The 15,604-nt window shown below is 72.8% G+C and carries 18 protein-coding genes; 13 read left to right on the forward strand and 5 right to left on the reverse strand.

Annotation, left to right across the window (positions count from 1 at the left end; all coding sequences use genetic code 11):
- Nucleotides 1–38 precede the first annotated feature (38 nt).
- Entirely contained in the window at nucleotides 39–800 is a 762-nt protein-coding gene (locus ABD437_RS15030) for a TetR/AcrR family transcriptional regulator C-terminal domain-containing protein (protein ID WP_344649436.1), read from the reverse strand.
- A gap of 74 nt (nucleotides 801–874) precedes the next feature.
- On the opposite strand from ABD437_RS15030, the gene ABD437_RS15035 reads away from it, so the two are divergent.
- From ABD437_RS15035 to ABD437_RS15045, 3 genes are read left to right on the forward strand one after another with little or no spacing between them, the layout of a single operon-like run.
- Nucleotides 875–1,825: an ATP-binding cassette domain-containing protein gene (locus ABD437_RS15035; protein ID WP_344649437.1), complete on the forward strand. Its 951-nt coding sequence runs from the start codon at nucleotides 875–877 to the stop codon at nucleotides 1,823–1,825.
- Nucleotides 1,822–2,601: an ABC transporter permease gene (locus ABD437_RS15040; protein WP_344649438.1), complete on the forward strand. Its 780-nt coding sequence runs from the start codon at nucleotides 1,822–1,824 to the stop codon at nucleotides 2,599–2,601. The genes ABD437_RS15035 and ABD437_RS15040 overlap by 4 nt, the downstream gene beginning before the upstream one ends.
- Before the next feature lie 15 nt (nucleotides 2,602–2,616).
- Nucleotides 2,617–3,237, forward strand: a complete 621-nt coding sequence (locus ABD437_RS15045; RefSeq protein WP_344649439.1) for a DUF5701 family protein — start codon at nucleotides 2,617–2,619, stop codon at nucleotides 3,235–3,237.
- An 18-nt stretch (nucleotides 3,238–3,255) separates the two neighbouring features.
- Here ABD437_RS15045 and ABD437_RS15050 read toward each other — a convergent pair whose 3' ends face one another.
- Nucleotides 3,256–3,894, reverse strand: coding sequence for an HAD family hydrolase (locus ABD437_RS15050; RefSeq protein ID WP_344649440.1), 639 nt, complete (start codon nucleotides 3,892–3,894; stop codon nucleotides 3,256–3,258).
- A gap of 265 nt (nucleotides 3,895–4,159) precedes the next feature.
- Between ABD437_RS15050 and ABD437_RS15060 the strand changes: the two genes are divergently transcribed.
- The 7 genes from ABD437_RS15060 (at nucleotide 4,160) to ABD437_RS15090 (ending at nucleotide 11,121) form a co-directional block, all read left to right on the forward strand.
- Nucleotides 4,160–4,582, forward strand: coding sequence for a hypothetical protein (locus tag ABD437_RS15060; protein ID WP_344649441.1), 423 nt, complete (start codon nucleotides 4,160–4,162; stop codon nucleotides 4,580–4,582).
- 76 nt (nucleotides 4,583–4,658) lie between these two features.
- A complete protein-coding gene (locus ABD437_RS15065) occupies nucleotides 4,659–5,525 on the forward strand; it encodes an RNA polymerase sigma-70 factor (protein WP_344649442.1) in 867 nt (288 codons plus the stop codon).
- Between the two features lie 21 nt (nucleotides 5,526–5,546).
- Nucleotides 5,547–6,344, forward strand: a complete 798-nt coding sequence (locus tag ABD437_RS15070) for an SDR family NAD(P)-dependent oxidoreductase (protein WP_344649443.1) — start codon at nucleotides 5,547–5,549, stop codon at nucleotides 6,342–6,344.
- A 165-nt stretch (nucleotides 6,345–6,509) separates the two neighbouring features.
- Nucleotides 6,510–8,309, forward strand: a complete 1,800-nt coding sequence (locus tag ABD437_RS15075; protein ID WP_344649444.1) for an AfsR/SARP family transcriptional regulator — start codon at nucleotides 6,510–6,512, stop codon at nucleotides 8,307–8,309.
- Between the two features lie 111 nt (nucleotides 8,310–8,420).
- On the forward strand, nucleotides 8,421–8,597 hold the full coding sequence (locus tag ABD437_RS15080; protein WP_344649445.1) for a hypothetical protein: 177 nt from the start codon (nucleotides 8,421–8,423) through the stop codon (nucleotides 8,595–8,597).
- A 149-nt stretch (nucleotides 8,598–8,746) separates the two neighbouring features.
- Nucleotides 8,747–10,627 (forward strand): ABC transporter ATP-binding protein, encoded by a 1,881-nt coding sequence (locus ABD437_RS15085; protein WP_344649446.1) that lies wholly within the window; start codon nucleotides 8,747–8,749, stop codon nucleotides 10,625–10,627.
- Nucleotides 10,624–11,121, forward strand: a complete 498-nt coding sequence (locus tag ABD437_RS15090; RefSeq protein WP_344649447.1) for a S26 family signal peptidase — start codon at nucleotides 10,624–10,626, stop codon at nucleotides 11,119–11,121. The genes ABD437_RS15085 and ABD437_RS15090 overlap by 4 nt, the downstream gene beginning before the upstream one ends.
- Here the strand turns inward: ABD437_RS15090 and ABD437_RS15095 are convergent.
- Complete coding sequence (locus tag ABD437_RS15095; protein ID WP_344649448.1) at nucleotides 11,081–11,383, reverse strand: nuclear transport factor 2 family protein; 303 nt, start codon at nucleotides 11,381–11,383, stop codon at nucleotides 11,081–11,083. The genes ABD437_RS15090 and ABD437_RS15095 overlap by 41 nt on opposite strands.
- Before the next feature lie 105 nt (nucleotides 11,384–11,488).
- On the opposite strand from ABD437_RS15095, the gene ABD437_RS15100 reads away from it, so the two are divergent.
- Complete coding sequence (locus tag ABD437_RS15100; RefSeq protein ID WP_344649449.1) at nucleotides 11,489–11,761, forward strand: winged helix-turn-helix transcriptional regulator; 273 nt, start codon at nucleotides 11,489–11,491, stop codon at nucleotides 11,759–11,761.
- Nucleotides 11,762–11,999: 238 nt separating this feature from the next.
- A complete protein-coding gene (locus ABD437_RS15105; RefSeq protein WP_425558154.1) occupies nucleotides 12,000–12,866 on the forward strand; it encodes a PQQ-dependent sugar dehydrogenase in 867 nt (288 codons plus the stop codon).
- Nucleotides 12,867–13,028: 162 nt separating this feature from the next.
- Here ABD437_RS15105 and ABD437_RS15110 read toward each other — a convergent pair whose 3' ends face one another.
- Nucleotides 13,029–13,664, reverse strand: coding sequence for a TetR/AcrR family transcriptional regulator (locus tag ABD437_RS15110; protein WP_344649450.1), 636 nt, complete (start codon nucleotides 13,662–13,664; stop codon nucleotides 13,029–13,031).
- 49 nt (nucleotides 13,665–13,713) lie between these two features.
- Here ABD437_RS15110 and ABD437_RS15115 point away from each other — a divergent pair, with 49 nt between their 5' ends.
- Nucleotides 13,714–14,667 (forward strand): zinc-binding dehydrogenase, encoded by a 954-nt coding sequence (locus ABD437_RS15115; RefSeq protein WP_344649451.1) that lies wholly within the window; start codon nucleotides 13,714–13,716, stop codon nucleotides 14,665–14,667.
- 157 nt (nucleotides 14,668–14,824) lie between these two features.
- On the opposite strand, the gene ABD437_RS15120 is transcribed toward ABD437_RS15115, so the two are convergent.
- The gene (locus ABD437_RS15120; protein WP_344649452.1) at nucleotides 14,825–15,481 is read right to left on the reverse strand and encodes a DJ-1/PfpI family protein; all 657 of its coding nucleotides are present in this window, start codon (nucleotides 15,479–15,481) and stop codon (nucleotides 14,825–14,827) included.
- Nucleotides 15,482–15,604 lie beyond the last annotated feature (123 nt).

A 15,604-nucleotide genomic window follows, 5' to 3' on the forward strand; every position in this document is an offset into this window, starting at 1 on the left:
GCCCGCTCGCGCCACCGTGACCACGCTCGGGGCCGGGGCTATGCGTGCGCCGAGCGGGTGCGGAGGTGGTGTTCCAGCCCGTCGAGGACGCGGTCGAGGCCGAAGACGAACGAGCGGTCCGGGTCGCCCACCGCGTTGTACTCCTGGCCGGCGACCTGTCCGACCCGGCCGGAGATCGGGTACTGGTCGACGGGCATGACGCGCTCGAGAACCGGCGCGTTGATCTCCCACCACTCGGCGTCGGAGATCCCGGACTGCCGGGCGGTGCGCCGGGCGTCGACCGAGGACCGCGCCGACCCGGCCACGAAGTTGGCGATCAGCGTGACGATCTGGTCCATCTCCAGATCGGTGAAGCCGGCTCCCTCGATGGCCGCGAGCTGCCACTCGTAACGGTCGGAGACGTTCGGGCCGAGCCACGGCCGGCTGTTCTCCACCTGCAGCAGCCAGGGGTGGCGGTGGAACTCGTCCCACATCTGACGCGCGACCCCGGCGAGCCGCTGCCGCAGCGAACCCTCGTGCGGCGGCAGCGGCTGCTCGCCGGCCACCTCGTCGATCATGAGGCCGATCAGCTCGGCCCGCCCGGGCACGTAGGTGTAGATCGACATCAGCTTGAGCCCGAGCCGATCGGTGACCTTGCGCATCGAGAAGGCGGGCAGGCCCTCCTCGTCGGCCACCGCGACGGCGGCCCGGATCACGTCGTCGACGCTCACGCGCTGCTTCGGCCCGCGGGAGCCCTGCGGCGCACCGAGCACACGCCGCCACAGCAGTTCGAGCGTGCGGTCGACGTCCTGATTTTCCATGTGCGCAGACTACTCCGTGGGGTGTACGGTGTTGCTCGAGCAATTTCCGTAAGCCATACGGAGTTAGGAGCACGGTGGCGACCCACGACGCGTTGAGGGCTGATGGGCTCTCCAAGAGCTACGGCGAACTCCACGCCCTGGACGGCTTCGACCTGCACGTACCGGCCGGGGTCATCCACGGGCTGCTCGGTCCCAACGGGGCCGGCAAGACCACCGCGGTCAAGGCGCTGGCCACCTTGATCGACCTCGACGGCGGAACCGCCACTGTGGCCGGCTTCGACGTCCGCACCCAGGCGCGACAGGTCCGGCGACGGATCGGGCTGGTCGGCCAGAACACCGCGGTCGACGAGATCCTCGGCGGTCGCCAGAACCTGGTCATGTTCGGCCGGCTCTCCGGGCTCACCCGGGCCGACGCCCGCGCCCGCGCCGACCGCCTGCTCGAGACGTTCGGGCTCACCGGGGCGGCGACCCGGGCGGTCTCGACCTACAGCGGCGGCATGCGGCGGCGCCTCGACCTCGCCGCCGGTCTGATCCTGACGCCCGCGGTGCTGTTCCTCGACGAGCCGACCACCGGGCTCGATCCCCGGGCCCGCAACGAGGTCTGGGAGAGCGTCCGGGAGATCGCCGCGCGCGGCACGACGGTGCTGCTCACCACCCAGTACCTGGACGAGGCCGACCAACTGGCCTCGCAGATCTCGGTGATGAACCACGGCCGGGTCGTCGCCAGCGGCAGCCCCGACGCCCTCAAGCGGCGCGTCGGTGGCGACCGGGTGACCGTCACCGTGCCGTGGGACGAGTCGCTGGAGTCGGTGGCGCAGCGGTTGTCGGCCGCCGTCGGCGAGCCCGCGGTGGTCGACGCCGGGTCGCGCCGCCTCGTCTTCGAGGTCGGCGCGGGCGTGGTCGCGCTGGCCGACGTCGTCCGCGCCCTGGACGAGCTACGCATCACGCCGGAGGACCTCACGCTGCGCCGGCCCACTCTCGACGAAGTGTTCCTCACCCTGACCGCCGAGGAGGTCGCGCGATGACGACGCTGCACGCCGGCTGGGTGATCGCCCAGCGGGACCTGGCCCACTGGGTCCGCCAGCCGTGGACACCGATCTTCGGCCTGCTCTTCTCGATCATGCTGCTGCTGGTGTTCGGGTTCCTCTTCGGCGGCGCGATCACCGTCCCGGGCGGCGGCGACTACATTCCGTTCCTGCTCCCCGGCATGCTGGCGCTCAGCATGATGTTCGGCGTGGAGGGCACGGCCACGGCGATGGCCGGCGATGCCCGCAAAGGCATCACCGACCGGTTCCGTTCGCTCCCGATCGGCAGCGCGTCGGTGGCCCTGGGCCGGGTCGGCGCCGACCTGGCCAACTCCGTGGTGGAACTGTTCGTGCTCATCCTCGGCGGGCTGCTGATCGGCTGGCGGATCACCTCGGACCCGGCCTCCGCCGCGCTGGCCGTGCTGCTGCTCCTGCTGCTGCGGTTCGCGGTGCTCTGGATCGGCATCTTCGTCGGCCTCGCGTTCCGCGGGGAGGGCGCGACGATGGCGGTGCAGGTGCTGGTGTGGCCGATCGGGTTCCTGTCCACCGCGATCGTGTCCGCCGAGACGATGCCCGGCTGGCTGGGCACGATCGCGGCCTGGAATCCCCTGTCGGCGACCGCGTCGGCCGCGCGGCAGTTGTTCGGCAACCCGACCGGAATCACCGAAGGGCCGCTGGCCGACGGGGCGGTGTGGCTGGCCATCGGCTGGCCGCTGCTGCTCACCGCCATCTTCCTGCCGCTGTCCGCGCGCGCCTACCGCACACTGCGCCACTGATCACCGGGAGAACACATGAGCGTGAGCCACCAGCTGGACCGCCTGCTCGACGCCGGACTCGCCGACGTCACGGGCCGCAGCCCGGCCGAACTCGCCACCTACGTCGCCGCGCTGCCGGACGAACCCGACAGCGTGCTGGCCGTGCACCCGATGCTGGCCACCGCCCGCCAACTCGCGCCGCTGCTGCGCCACCACGACAAGCCCGGCTTCGTCGTCGACGACATGATCGATCTCGAGGAGTTCGTCCCCATCGACGGGCTCGACCGGCCCGACCGCCCGCTCTATCTCGTCCACGATCTCGATCGGGGTGACGAGATGCGCAACTGGAGCCCCAACGAGGCCCTGCCCGCCCTCCTCGACCGTGGACGGACGCCGCTCACCGTCAACGAGGGCATCAGCTGGCTGCTGCAGGAACCGAAGATCCTCGAGCCCAACCACTGCTTCATGACGATCGGCTCACGCAAACCCACCGGCGGCACCCTCGACGCCCGGACCCCCGCCATCTGGATCAGCGGCGGCACCGGACGCGACGGCGTCACCCGACGCAAAGCCCCGAAGGTCGGCTGGTGCTGGGCCGGCAACCGGCACACCTGGCTCGGCTTCGCCTCCGCGCACCACCGCACCCCGACCGCGTGAGAGGCGGGTGCGCGGTACTTACCCATCCGAGCGGGACAGTGGCGTCCCCAGGCAACCGGCGAGGGCGGTGAAGTCCGCGACGACGGCGTCCGGCTCGGGCTCCAGCGGGAGCAGCGACCGCCCGGGGCGCGCGACGAACACCGACCGGAGCCCCGCTGCCTGCGCGCCCGCGATGTCCCAGCCGTGGGCGGCGACCATCACCGCTTCCGACGGCGCCACACCCTCCCGCTCGAGCACCAGCCGGTACGGCGCCGCCGACGGTTTGAGCGCGCCCGCCTGCTCCGCCGAGTAGACCGCGTCGAACGACGGGGCCAGCCGGGCGTGCGCGAGTTGCGCGTCGACAACGGCTTTCGGTGAGTTGCCCAACGCCACCAGCCGATGCCCGGCCGCGCGCAGCGCGATCAAGCCCCCGGCCACGTCGGGATGGGCCGGAAGGGCACGCATCGTGGCGCCCAGGTCCGAGCCGGCCCCGTGGAGCTGCCGGTACCCGGCCGACCCGAGCTCGCTGAAGTCCCGGTACCGCCCGGTCGCCGCGGACACCAGCGCGCCGTGGATCACCAGCGCGAACCACCGTTCCCGATCCTCCGGCGAATCGAAGTGCGCATCCAGCGGCGTCAGGTCGAGCATCGTCTCGTTGATGTCGAAGACCCAGAGCATCCGACCTCCCAGGTTCGAAGAAGTTCGTACCTGCCCCGCAAGGTACTTGCGCCGGGCCGGGCTCGTGCACCAGCGCGACGCGGGCAACGGCAGCTACGTCCGGCTGCGGCGCGACGACCTGGCGGGCCGTTTCCCGGGCCTGCTCGAGGCGATCCGCGCCGCCTGTCACCCGGTATGACCACGGTCGGTGCACCGGGAAGCCCGCGTCGACGCGGTCCGGCCGCATCGTGGTGTGCCTCCGATCACGGTGGTGAACGTTCACCCGGTGACCGATCCGCATCCCGAACCGCTCCGAATACCGGATATGGCGTTCTCGGAGCGGCACGATCTTTCGCTGGCCCTGGCGGCGATCACCAGGTGGACGCCGGTCTCGCGGCGACGGTGGTCGGAGCAGCCGCGGCACCCCGTGCCGCCGCCGGAGGACCGGCCCTCGACGCCGCCGGGGATTCCGGTGGTGCCGATCCGCGCCATCGGAATCGCCGGCGAGGAGGTCCGGATCGCGCCGACGGCGTTCGGCGCCCGTGAACTCGCCTGGTCGCCGCACCCCGATCGGACGTTCCGTCCTCGGACGCAACCGCAGCCGCGACCGGAAGTTCCCGCGTCACAAACGGCCGACGGCCGGTGTCTCGATGATGAAGGAGCCCGAGAAGAGGAGGAGCCATGGCCCGGATCCCGAGCGCCGGACTGACCGGCGTCCACAGGATGGCGCGCCGGAGGATCGGTGAGGTGCCCGGACCGGCGCCGATGACCACCCCCTCGACGTCGTGACCGACGATCCCTTCGTCACCCACCGCAGCCTGCTCTTCACCGTGGCCTACGAGATGCTCGGGTCGGCCGCCGACGCCGAGGACGTCGTCCAGGAGACGTGGTTGCGGTGGGCGCCCATCGACCGGGACCAGGTGCGTGACCCGCGCGCCTACCTGGTCCGGGCGGTCACCCGGCAGGCGCTCAACCGGCTGCGGTCGCTCTCCCGCCGTCGCGAGGACTACGTCGGGGAGTGGCTGCCCGAACCACTCCTGACCGCACCCGACGTCGCCGACGACGTCGAACTGGCGGAGAGCGTCTCGATCGCGATGCTCACCGTGCTCGAGACGCTCGGCCCCGCCGAGCGTGCCGTCTTCGTGCTCCGCGAGGTGTTCGAGACGCCGTACGACGAGATAGCCGAGGCCGTGGGCAAGTCACCGGCCGCGGTCCGGCAGATCGCCCGCCGCGCCCGCGAGCACGTGGCGGCCCGGCGACCGCGGACCCGGGTGGACCGGGCCGAGCAGCGAGCGGTCGTGGAGAAGTTCCTCGCCGCCGTCTCCGACGGCGATCTGCGGTCCCTGCTGGACGTGCTCGCCCCGGACGTCGTGCTGGTGGCCGACGGCGGTGGCGTCGCCGCGGCGATCCGGCGGCCGGTCACCGGCGCCGCCACGGTGTCGACGCTCCTCACCCGGGGCCTGGGGCACGCGACCGAAGTCCGCGTCGTGGCGGCCTGGCTGAACGGAATGCCGGGTGCCCGGGTCGACGTCGACGGCGCGCCGGCCGCGGTGAGCGTGGCGGTACAGAACGGCCGGATCACGCACATCTACGCGGTCAGCAACCCGCGCAAACTGGAGCGGCTCGATCGGGTGGCGGAGCTGCGCCGATAGCAGTCGAGGCAGACTGGCGGCGTGGCGAACATCCTGATCACCGGTGCCTCCGACGGGCTCGGGCGGGCACTGGCGGGCGAGCTGGCCCGGGCCGGGCACCGTCTCGTCGTCCACGGCCGGGACGCCGGGCGGCTGGCCGCTGTCGCCCGGGAGACCGGCGCGACGGCGATCCGCGCGGACCTGTCGTCCCTCGACGACGTGCGCGCGCTCGCGGCGCGGGCGGCCGATCACGTCGGCCGGCTCGACGTGCTGGTGAACAACGCCGGCGTGGGGTTCGGCGCGCCCGGGGCCGGTCGGGAGCTCTCCCGCGACGGGTACGAGTTGCGCCTCGCGGTCAACTACCTGGCGCCGTACCTGCTGACCAGGCTGCTGCTACCGGCACTGCGCCGATCGGGTTCCGCGCGGATCGTCAACGTCGCGTCGGCCGGGCAGCGTCCGGTCGACCTCGACGACCTGATGCTGGAACACGGCTACTCCGGCGTGGAGGCGTACCGCCGGTCCAAGCTCGCGTTGATCGCACACACCGTCGACGTCGCCGAGGAACTGGCCGGGACCGGCGTCACGGCCAACTGCCTGCACCCGGCGTCGCTGATGCCGACGACGATGGTGCGGGACTCCGGCTACGGCGTCATCGACTCGCTGCAGCAGGGGCTGCACGCGACGCTGCGCCTGATCGTCGACCCCGATCCGGACCGCGCGACCGGTCGATACTTCGACGGCACCCGACCCGCACGGGCCCTCGCCCAGGCCTACGATCCGACGTTCCGCGCCCGGCTGGCCGAACGCACCGAGGCCTTGCTGCACACCCGCCGGCCGTAGCGCCCGGCAGTGGTCGAATACCCGCTCGGGGAGTAATACTGCGCCGCGTCGACAAAGGACGACTCACCGTCAGGAAAGGACAGATCAAGTCCGACGCTGCGCATCGACTCCCTGGAGGGGTGAATGCCGACAATGACCACTCTGCGCTGCCGCTGTCTTGGTTCGATGGAGGTCCGCAACGGGAACGAGTGGCGGCTGGTCGCCGGCGCGAAGGTTCGCGCGCTGCTCGCCGTGCTCGTCGTACAACTCGGTCAGCTCGTGCCACTCGACCGCCTCGTCGCCGAGATCTGGGGCGACGACCCACCCGCGTCAGCCGGCGCCCTCGTACGCGGGTACGTGCTGACCCTGCGACGGACGTTCGGGGCGGACGGCGCGCGGTGCGTCGTCGGCCACGGCCGGGGCTACCGGCTCGACCTGCCACCGGAAGCCGTCGACGTCCACCGGTTCGACACGATCTGCGGAGCGGGGCACCAGGCACTGCAGCGAGGCGACGCGGAGGACGCCTCGCTGCTGTTGACCGACGCGCTCGCCCTGTGCCGGGGACCGGCGCTGGTGGACGTACCGCCGACCCGCACCGGAGCGGCGTACGCCGCGGCACTGGAAGAGCGGCGGCTGGTGGCGCTGGAGGCGCGGATCGAAGCGGACCTGCGCGCCGACCGGCAGAGCTCCGTGCTCGGGGAGCTCCGCGCGCTGGTGGCCGAGCACCCGACCCGGGAACGGCTGGCCGGGCAGTGGATGCGTGCCCTGACCGCCACCGGGCGGCGGGCCGAGGCACTGGACGCGTACCGGGTCACCTACGACCGGCTCGTCGACCGGTTCGGCATCGTGCCCGGACCGCAGTTACGCGCCGTGCACCGCGATGTCCTGGCGGCCGAACCGACCGACGAGACCGCGAGGCCGGCGCGCCGACCGGCCCGGGCCGACCGCTGGACGGCGCCCGCGCAGACCCCCGCCGACCTGGCGGACTTCGTCGGGCGGGAGGCGGAACTGCGGTTCGGACGGCAGGCGCTGGAGGCGGCGGATCCGACGACCGTCCGCGTGTTGGCGATCTCCGGGCCGCCCGGGGTCGGCAAGAGCGCGCTCGCGGTCCGGCTCGCCCACGATCTGCGCCGGGCCTATCCGGACGGCCAGCTCTACGCCGATCTCGACGCCGGTCCCGGACGGGCCGCCGACCTCCGCGGGGTGCTCGCCGGGTTCCTGCGGGCCTCCGGGGTGCCCGATTCCGCGATCCCCGCCGGTGCGGACGAGTGCGCCGCGCTGCTGCGGAGCCGGGTCGCCGACCGGCGCGTCCTGCTCCTGGTGCAGAACGCCCACCGGGAGCAGGACGTGCGGGCGCTGATCCCGGGTGGGGCCGGGTGCGCGGTGGTCGTGACCAGTCGCACGTGCCTGTCCGGCCTGGCCGGCTGCCGCCTCGTCGACCTGGACGTGTTCACGTTCGACGAGGCGTGGCGCCTGCTGGAACGGGCGATCGGCACCGCTCGGCTGGAGGCGGAGCGGCCCGCCGCGCAGCGGCTGATCGAGCTGTGCGGCCGGCTCCCCCTCGCGGTACGCATCGTCGCGGCCCGCGCCGCCGCCACCCCCGGGACGTCGCTCACCTGGCTGCTCACCAGGATGAGCGAGGAACGCCGCCGCCTCGACGAGCTGCACCTGCGCGACCTCGACGTCCGGGCGGCGATCCGGAGCGGCTGGGCCCGGCTCGACGACCGGGCCCGGCTGATGCTGCATCACCTCGCGATGCTCGAGATCGTCAGCTTCCCCGGCTGGGTCGCCGACGTGGTCACCGGCTTCGACGAGGGCAGCGCCGAGGAGGCGTTGCGCGCGCTCGTCGATCAACGCCTGCTCGCGCCGGCCGGAGCGGACCGGTTCGGGCGGCCCTGGTACCGCGTCCACCCGCTGACCCGGCTGTTCGCGCGCGAGCAGCTCGTCGGCGTCGAGCGCGTCGCGAAGGCCGTTCACTTCCCGTAGAACCGGCGTTGAAAGCGTCGCTGACCTGGGCTTTTGCTCTTTGCTGACGGTGAACCGGCCTGCTTATCGTGGCCAGGCTCCACCGTCGGAGCCCAACCGAAGGAGCAGTCCATGGCCCGGCTTGCCGACCGTCTGTTGTCCCTGTTCGTTCCCACCACCTCCGCTGCGGCGGCGTCGTCGTTCTGCGAGTACTCCTGTCAGTCCTCCTACATCGGGAGGATGTGCTACTGGGTCTGGCAGTCCAGCGGCGGCTACGTGAAGCAGTGCCGCGGCTGCGGCACCTGCTGAGTTCGCGGTCGGCGCCGCCGGAGCCGTTCCGGTCCGGCGGCGCGCCGTCCCCACTGCCCTCCCGACCTCCTTTGACGGAGAGGATCTGACGTGCCCGATCTCGTCGCGGCCGGCGGCCAGGACGTCGCCGCCCGGCCCGTCGCCGTCCCGTGACCGCGCCGCCACCCGGCGGGGCGCCACCCGCGGCCGGACCGACGACACCGGACGCGTCGCCGCGCGCGGCCGCGGTGATGGCCGTCCGCATCGCCTGGCTGGCCTCCCACCGCACCGTGCTGCTGCTGGCCGTCGCGGCGCTGGTCGGGGCCGCGGCTCCGGTCGCCGTCACCTGGTTGACCCGGGGCGTGATCGACCAGATCGTCGCCGGCGGACCGGCCGGACTCCTCGTCGGGCTCGCCACCGGCCTGGCGCTCGCCGGCGTGGTGACCGCGACGCTGCCGCAACTCGACCAGTACCTGCAGGCCGAGTTGAACCGCGCGGCGAGCCTGACCGCGATCGAACGGCTGCACGGGTCGGTGGGGCGGCTGATCGGGCTGGTCCGGTTCGAGCAGCCCGCGTTCCTCGACCGGCTCCAGATGGCCGTGATGGCCGAGCGTGGGCCGGGTGACGTCGTCGCCGGCGGTCTCGGCGCCGCCCGGTCCGTGCTCGCGCTGGGCGGGTTCCTGGTGTCGCTCGTGGTGATCAGCCCGGTGATGGCGGTCGTCGTCGTGGTCGCCGCGATCCCGGTGCTCGTCGCCGAGCTCGCGCTCTCCCGCCGGCGCGCCGACCTGACGTTCACGATCAGCCCGAACGAGCGCCGTGAGCTGTTCTACCGCGAGCTGCTGCTGCGGGCCAACGCCGCGAAGGAGACCCGGCTCTTCGGGATCACGGGCTTCCTCCGGGGACGGATGCTCACCGAGCGCCGGACGGCCGACGCCGCGCGTCGCGCCCTCGACCGCCGGGAACTCGCCGTGCAGGGCGGGCTCGCGCTGCTCGGCGCCGTCGTCGCCGGCGGCGGCCTGGTGTGGGCGGTCCGGGCGGCCCGGCAGGGTGACCTGTCGATCGGCGACGTCGCGTTGTTCATCGGTGCGACCGCCGGGGTGCAGAGCGCGCTGTCGAACGCGATCGGACAGTTCACACTGCTCCATCAGAAATTCCTGATCTTCGACCACTACCGGGCCGTGGTCACCGGCCCGCCCGACCTGCCGGTCGCCGCGCACCCCCGGCAGGCGCCGCCGCTGCGCGAGGGCATCGAGCTGCGTAACGTGTGGTTCCGGTACACCCCGGACGGGCCCTGGGCGCTGCGCGGCGTCACGCTGACGATCCCCGTCGGCCGGGCGACCGCGCTCGTCGGGCGGAACGGTTCCGGGAAGAGCACGCTGATCAAGCTGCTGTGCCGGCTCTACGATCCGGAGCGGGGCGCGGTCTACTGGGACGGCATCGACCTGCGTGAGCTCGACCCGGCGTCGCTGCGGGAGCGGGTGACCGCCGTCTTCCAGGACTTCGTCGAGTACGACCTGACCGCGGCGGAGAACATCGGCGTCGGCGACGTCACCGCGGTCGACGACGAGGACCGCATCCGCACCGCGGCGCGCCGGGCCGGTGTCGACGACGAACTCGCCGCCCTTCCGGCCGGCTACCGGACGCTGCTGTCGCGGATCTTCCTGACCGAGGCCGACCGCGAGGATCCCACCACCGGGGTGGTCCTCTCCGGTGGCCAGTGGCAGCGGCTCGCGGTCGCCCGTGCCTTCATGCGCGACGGGCGCGACCTGATGATCCTGGACGAGCCGTCGTCCGGCATGGACGCCGAGGCGGAGTACCGCATCCACGCCGGACTGCAGCGGCACCGCGCCGGGCGCACCAGCGTGCTCATCTCGCACCGTCTCGGCTCGGTCCGCAACGCCGACGTCATCGCGGTGATGGACGACGGCGTCGTCGTGGAGGAGGGCACGCACGTGGACCTGATGAACGCCGACGGGATCTACGCCCACCTGTTCCTGCTGCAGGCCACCGGCTACCTCGACGATCGGGCGACGGCCGAGGCGGCGCCGTGAACGTCGCCGCCGCGCTGGTGCCGGTCGGCGGCGTGCTCGCCGCCGCGGCCTGGGTCCGGCGCAACCTGGTGGTGGTGCGGGTCACCGGCTTCAGCATGGAGCCCACGTATCGTTCCGGCGACCGGGTCCTGGTGCGCCGCTGCGCCGTCTCCGCGGTCCGGGCCGGGCAGGTGATCGTGATCCTCGCGGGTAAGGCGGTGGGCGGGCCGCCGCGCGTCGACGACCCGGGCTGGGTCATCAAACGGGTCGCGGCCGCGCCCGGCGATCCCGTTCCGCGAACCCGGGTACCGGCGTTGGGCGCGGTGGCCGAGGACGTGGTGCCCGACGACTGCCTGGTCGTCCTCGGTGACAACCCGGCGGGGACGGACTCACGTCAGTTCGGCTACTACGTCGGTGCCAACCTCCTCGGTGCCGTCGTCCGCCCGCGGGCCGAGCGCCGGCCGTCTGGGCGTGTTATTTCGCGAACGCGTTCGGATCGCCCTCGGTCCAGCTGATGTGCTGGACGACGCGGGAGATCTTCCAGCCGTCCCCGGTGCGCACCAGGTGGTGGTCGTACGACCCGCGCATGAGGTACACCGGCTCACCCTTCGCGTGGTGCTGGGCGTACATGTACGAGTAGCAGACCGCGCGGTCGGGATCGGTCTCGTCGAAGACCACCCCGTGGTTGGGGCTGAGGTGCTGCCGCGCGTCCCAGGCCTCCAGCGCCTGGGACGCGAATTCGACCAACGCCTCCCGCGGGAAGTCCGCCGCCGGCATCCCGGCCTCGGAGAAGCGGGCCGCCGCGCCTGTTCGCGGAAGCCACTCCGGTGCCGGGCGGTGTCTGCGAGACGCTCAGCGAGCCGCTCTCCCGGGTGATGACCCTTGCTCGGCAAGCGCTGGACCGGCGTGGTGTGGAGCACGCTCATGCAGGGCCCGGTCTATTTCAGCGATCTGAAGCGCGGCATCCCCGGCATCAGCGACCGCATCCTCAACGAGCGTCTGCTGGAGCTCGTCCAGCTCGGTCTGGTCACCCGCACCGTGCTCGACGACCGCCCGATCCGCGTCCGCTACGAACTCACCGAGCACGGCGCGGCGATCCGTCCCGCCCTCACCGAACTCACCCGCTGGGCCGAGGAGCACCTACGCCCGAGCTAGCGCCTTCGGCCGGTTTTCGGGTGGAGGTGATGTGCTGTCCGGATGAGAGTCCGCTCGCTCGTCGTTCTGCTGGCCGTCGGTCTGGTCGTGGGCTGCGGCGCCCCGGAGGCCGAGGGCGGCGACGTCGTGCGCGGCGCCGTCGCCGGCAGCTCACCGTCCGGAACACCGGACCTCGACGCGCCGCAGGTCGTCGCCGAGGGCGTCGCCGTGCCGTGGGGTCTGACGTTCCTGCCCGGCGGTGACGCGCTGGTCGCCCGAACGGGACAGCGGCCGGATCCTGCGGCTGACGGCGGGCGGCGGACAGGCACGCGAGGTGTACCGGGTGCCCGGCGTGGAGGCGGCCGGCGAGGGCGGGCTGCTGGGCCTGGCCACGGCCGACGGGCTCGTCTACGCCTACCACACCGCCGAGCGGGACAACCGTGTCGTCCGGTTCCGGCTCGACGGCGGGACGCCCGAGGTGATCGTCGACGGCATCGCGAAGGCGGGCAACCACAACGGCGGCCGGATCGCGTTCGGGCCGGACGGCATGCTCTACATCGGCACCGGCGACGCGGGAGAGACGTCGCGGTCCCAGGATCCCGAGAGCCTCAACGGCAAAATCCTGCGGGTGACGCCGGAGGGCGCGCCGGCACCGGGCAACCCGGACGCCGGGTCGGCGGTCTACAGCCTCGGGCACCGCAACGTGCAGGGCCTGGCCTGGGACGCCGCCGGGCGGCTGTTCGCGACGGAGTTCGGGCAGAACGACGTCGACGAGGTGAACCGGATCGAGCCCGGCCGCAACTACGGGTGGCCCGACGTCGAGGGCGACGGGGGCGGTGGCCGGTACACCGACCCGCTGGTGACCTGGCCGACCGGCGACGCGTCCCCGTCCGGGATCGCGATCAGCGGCGACACCGCCTACGTCGCGGCGCTGCGTGGCGAGCGGCTGTGGACGGTGCCGCTGGACGGCGGGCGGCCGGTCGCGGAGTTCGAGGGCCGGTTCGGCCGGTTGCGTACCGTGCAGATCGCGCCCGACGGCGCGCTCTGGATGACGACGTCGAACACCGACGGCCGCGGCGACACCCGGGAGGCCGACGACCGGATCCTCCGGTTCCCGGCGCGCTAGGGCCTGTTTCACAGATTCAGGCCGCCGTGGGCGTGGTCCAGGCGGCGAGCGGCAAGGCGGAGGTCTTTCCGGATACCGCTGTTGCATCCGGAAAGGCCGACAACGCGGCCGGTCGTCGTCTGGGCCGCGGCCACGGTGGGCTGCTGGCCTTTGGAACAGGCCCTAGCCGGCTCCCAGGGGTACCGCGAACGACAGGCGGCCTGGGGGTGGCATCGCGGGTGCGTCCGGGGACGCACGGAAGGCCTGGATCGCCAGTGCGGCGAAGCGGCGCGACGCGGCGACCCGGGCGGCGGGCGTGGCCGCGCGGATGCCGTCGTTGGCCATCAGCATCAGCACCAGGTCGTCCACCACGAAGTCGGGACGCAGGCGCCCGGCGTCCTTGGCCCGCCGGGCCAGCCCGGCGATCGCCGACAGTGCGTAGTCCCGGTCCGCGGTGAAGTCGATCGCCTTGGGGAACGTCGCCAGGAACGCCGCGGTGAAGCCGCGGTCGAGCGCGTGCAACGCGCAGATCTTCTCGATGACGAGGCAGAAGCCGCGCCACGGATCGGGGTCGGCGCAGCCCTCGTCGACGATCGCGCGGCAGCCACACATCTGGTCGGTGAAGACCTCGGTGACCAGCGCTTCCTTGGTGGGGAAGCGGCGGTACAGCGTCGCCGGACCGACCCCGGCGCGGCGGGCGATCTCACGCATCGGCACGCCGAGGCCCTCGGCCGCGAACACCTCCCGCGCCGCCTCGAGGATCCGTACCCGGTTGTCCTGCGCGTCTGAACGCAGGGAGTGAGTCAAATGCTCGGTCACGCTCTCACTTTAGCTAAGAGGACGGGGGCGTCCGGTTAGCGTCCGAGCCGTGAAAGCGATCGCGATTCAGACCTTCGGGAGCCCGGACGGGCTCGCCCTCATCGACCTCCCCACCCCGGCCCCCGGCCCCGGGCAGGTGCTGATCACCGCCGAGGCGATCGGCGTCGGCGGTGTCGACGCCATGATCCGGCGCGGCACGGTCCAGGGTTTCGGGTTCACCGAAGGACACGTTCCCGGCAGTGAGGTGGCCGGGGTCGTCGCCGCGGTCGGCGACGGCGTCGACCCGTCCTGGGTCGGGCGACGCGTCTGGGCGTTCACCGGCACGGGCGGCGCGTACGCGGAGGCGGCGATCGCCTCCGCCGAGGAGATCCTGCCGATCCCCGAGGACCTCCCGGCGGCCGACGCGGTGACGCTCGGCAGCTCCGGCCCGGTGGCCCACTACGCCCTCGCCCACGCCCGCTTCGCCCCGGGCGATTCGGTGCTGGTGCGCGGCGCGGCGGGCAGCATCGGCATTCTCGCCGTGCAGCTCGCGGCGCAGGGCGGTGCGAGTGCGGTGGCGGTGACCACCTCGTCGGCGTCGCGCGGCGAACGCCTCCGCGCGCTGGGCGCCACCGAGGTACTGGACCGGGCCGGGGAGGGCGGCCGCCCCGAGTACGACGTCGTCATCGACATCATCGCCGGGCCGGACCTGCCCGCGTTCATCGGCCGGCTCGCCCCGAACGGCCGGATGGTGGTCGTCGGCGCGATCGCCGGTTTCCCGCCCGCCGACTTCGGCGCGGCGATGCTGCCGAAGTTCCGGCAGTCGATCTCGGTCGGGCTGTTCAGCGCCGACACGGTGTCCGCCTCCGACCGGCACGCCGTCCGCGAGAAGCAGTTCGCCGCCGCCGTCCGCGGCGAGTTGCGGTCGGTCGTGCACGAGGTGCTGCCGCTGACCGAGGCGGCGCTGGCGCACCGGAAGATGGACGACGGCGAGGTCTTCGGCCGGATCGTCCTGACGCCCTAAGGCGACCGCGGTCGCCGTTCCGAACCGGCTCGACGTCCCGTCACCGACGTGCGTGGCAGCCGGCCCGCCCTGGAGTGCCCCCGCATCACGCCGTCGTGGATGGTGACGTCGAACTCCAGGTTGAGCCGCATGGGCTTGGTCACCCGCTGCGACCAGGTCACGACGCCGCGCCGATGCGGTCCGGCCAGACGGTGCCGCGGCGCTCGTACTCGAAGAGGTCCTCGACCGATCGCGCGATCGCCGGCCCGAACTCGCGGTCGAGCAGGTAGAGCGCCACGTCGAGCCCCGAGGTGACTCCCCCGCCGGAGACCAGGTCACCGTCGTCGACCACCCGGGCCCGTACGACGTCGACCCCGGTGGCCTCGAGCACGTCCAGACCGAGGTGGTGGGTGACGGCGGTGCGACCCTCCAGGAGCCCCGCCATCGCCAGCCCGAGCGAGCCGCCGCAGACGGTCCAGACCTGTGTCTGCGGGTTGTCGAACGCGCGCTGGATCAACGGTATCGCCGGGCTGTCGGCGAACCGGGCCAGCAGCACCGGAATCGTCTCGTCACCGGCGTCGGGGTCGCCGTCGAGCGGCCCCGACGCCCCGGGAACGATCACGTAACCCGGACGCTCCGGGTCGAGCGCCGAGGTCGCGTTCAGAACGAGCCCACGGGTCCCGGAGACCACCGGCCCGGGCCCGTCCACCGCGACCAGCTCGACGTCGAGGCCTCCCCCGAGCGCGTCGCTCCCCGCCGCCAGCACCTCGAACGGCGCGATCACGTCCAGCGGATCACAACCGGGGAAAAGCACGATCTGCGCGAGCAGCGACATGAACCACGCTCCGGAGAAGGGGGATGACGCAGTGAATGCTGCCGCCGCCCCCGGCGCCGAACCAGTGCCCAGCTAGGCCCTGTCCTGTGAATCGGTGACCGGCCTGGTTGGATGCTCGGGTGG

This window comes from Cryptosporangium japonicum (genome assembly GCF_039524755.1).
Lineage (GTDB): Bacteria > Actinomycetota > Actinomycetes > Mycobacteriales > Cryptosporangiaceae > Cryptosporangium > Cryptosporangium japonicum.

Coding starts and splice junctions, on each gene's coding strand:
- ABD437_RS15120 (WP_344649452.1), bottom strand. CDS start 15,481: ATGTCGCTGCTCGCGCAGATCGTGCTTTTCCCCGGTTGTGATCCGCTG.
- ABD437_RS15080 (WP_344649445.1), top strand. CDS start 8,421: ATGGCCCGGCTTGCCGACCGTCTGTTGTCCCTGTTCGTTCCCACCACC.
- ABD437_RS15030 (WP_344649436.1), bottom strand. CDS start 800: ATGGAAAATCAGGACGTCGACCGCACGCTCGAACTGCTGTGGCGGCGT.
- ABD437_RS15040 (WP_344649438.1), top strand. CDS start 1,822: ATGACGACGCTGCACGCCGGCTGGGTGATCGCCCAGCGGGACCTGGCC.
- ABD437_RS15095 (WP_344649448.1), bottom strand. CDS start 11,383: ATGCCGGCGGCGGACTTCCCGCGGGAGGCGTTGGTCGAATTCGCGTCC.
- ABD437_RS15045 (WP_344649439.1), top strand. CDS start 2,617: ATGAGCGTGAGCCACCAGCTGGACCGCCTGCTCGACGCCGGACTCGCC.
- ABD437_RS15075 (WP_344649444.1), top strand. CDS start 6,510: ATGGAGGTCCGCAACGGGAACGAGTGGCGGCTGGTCGCCGGCGCGAAG.
- ABD437_RS15050 (WP_344649440.1), bottom strand. CDS start 3,894: ATGCTCTGGGTCTTCGACATCAACGAGACGATGCTCGACCTGACGCCG.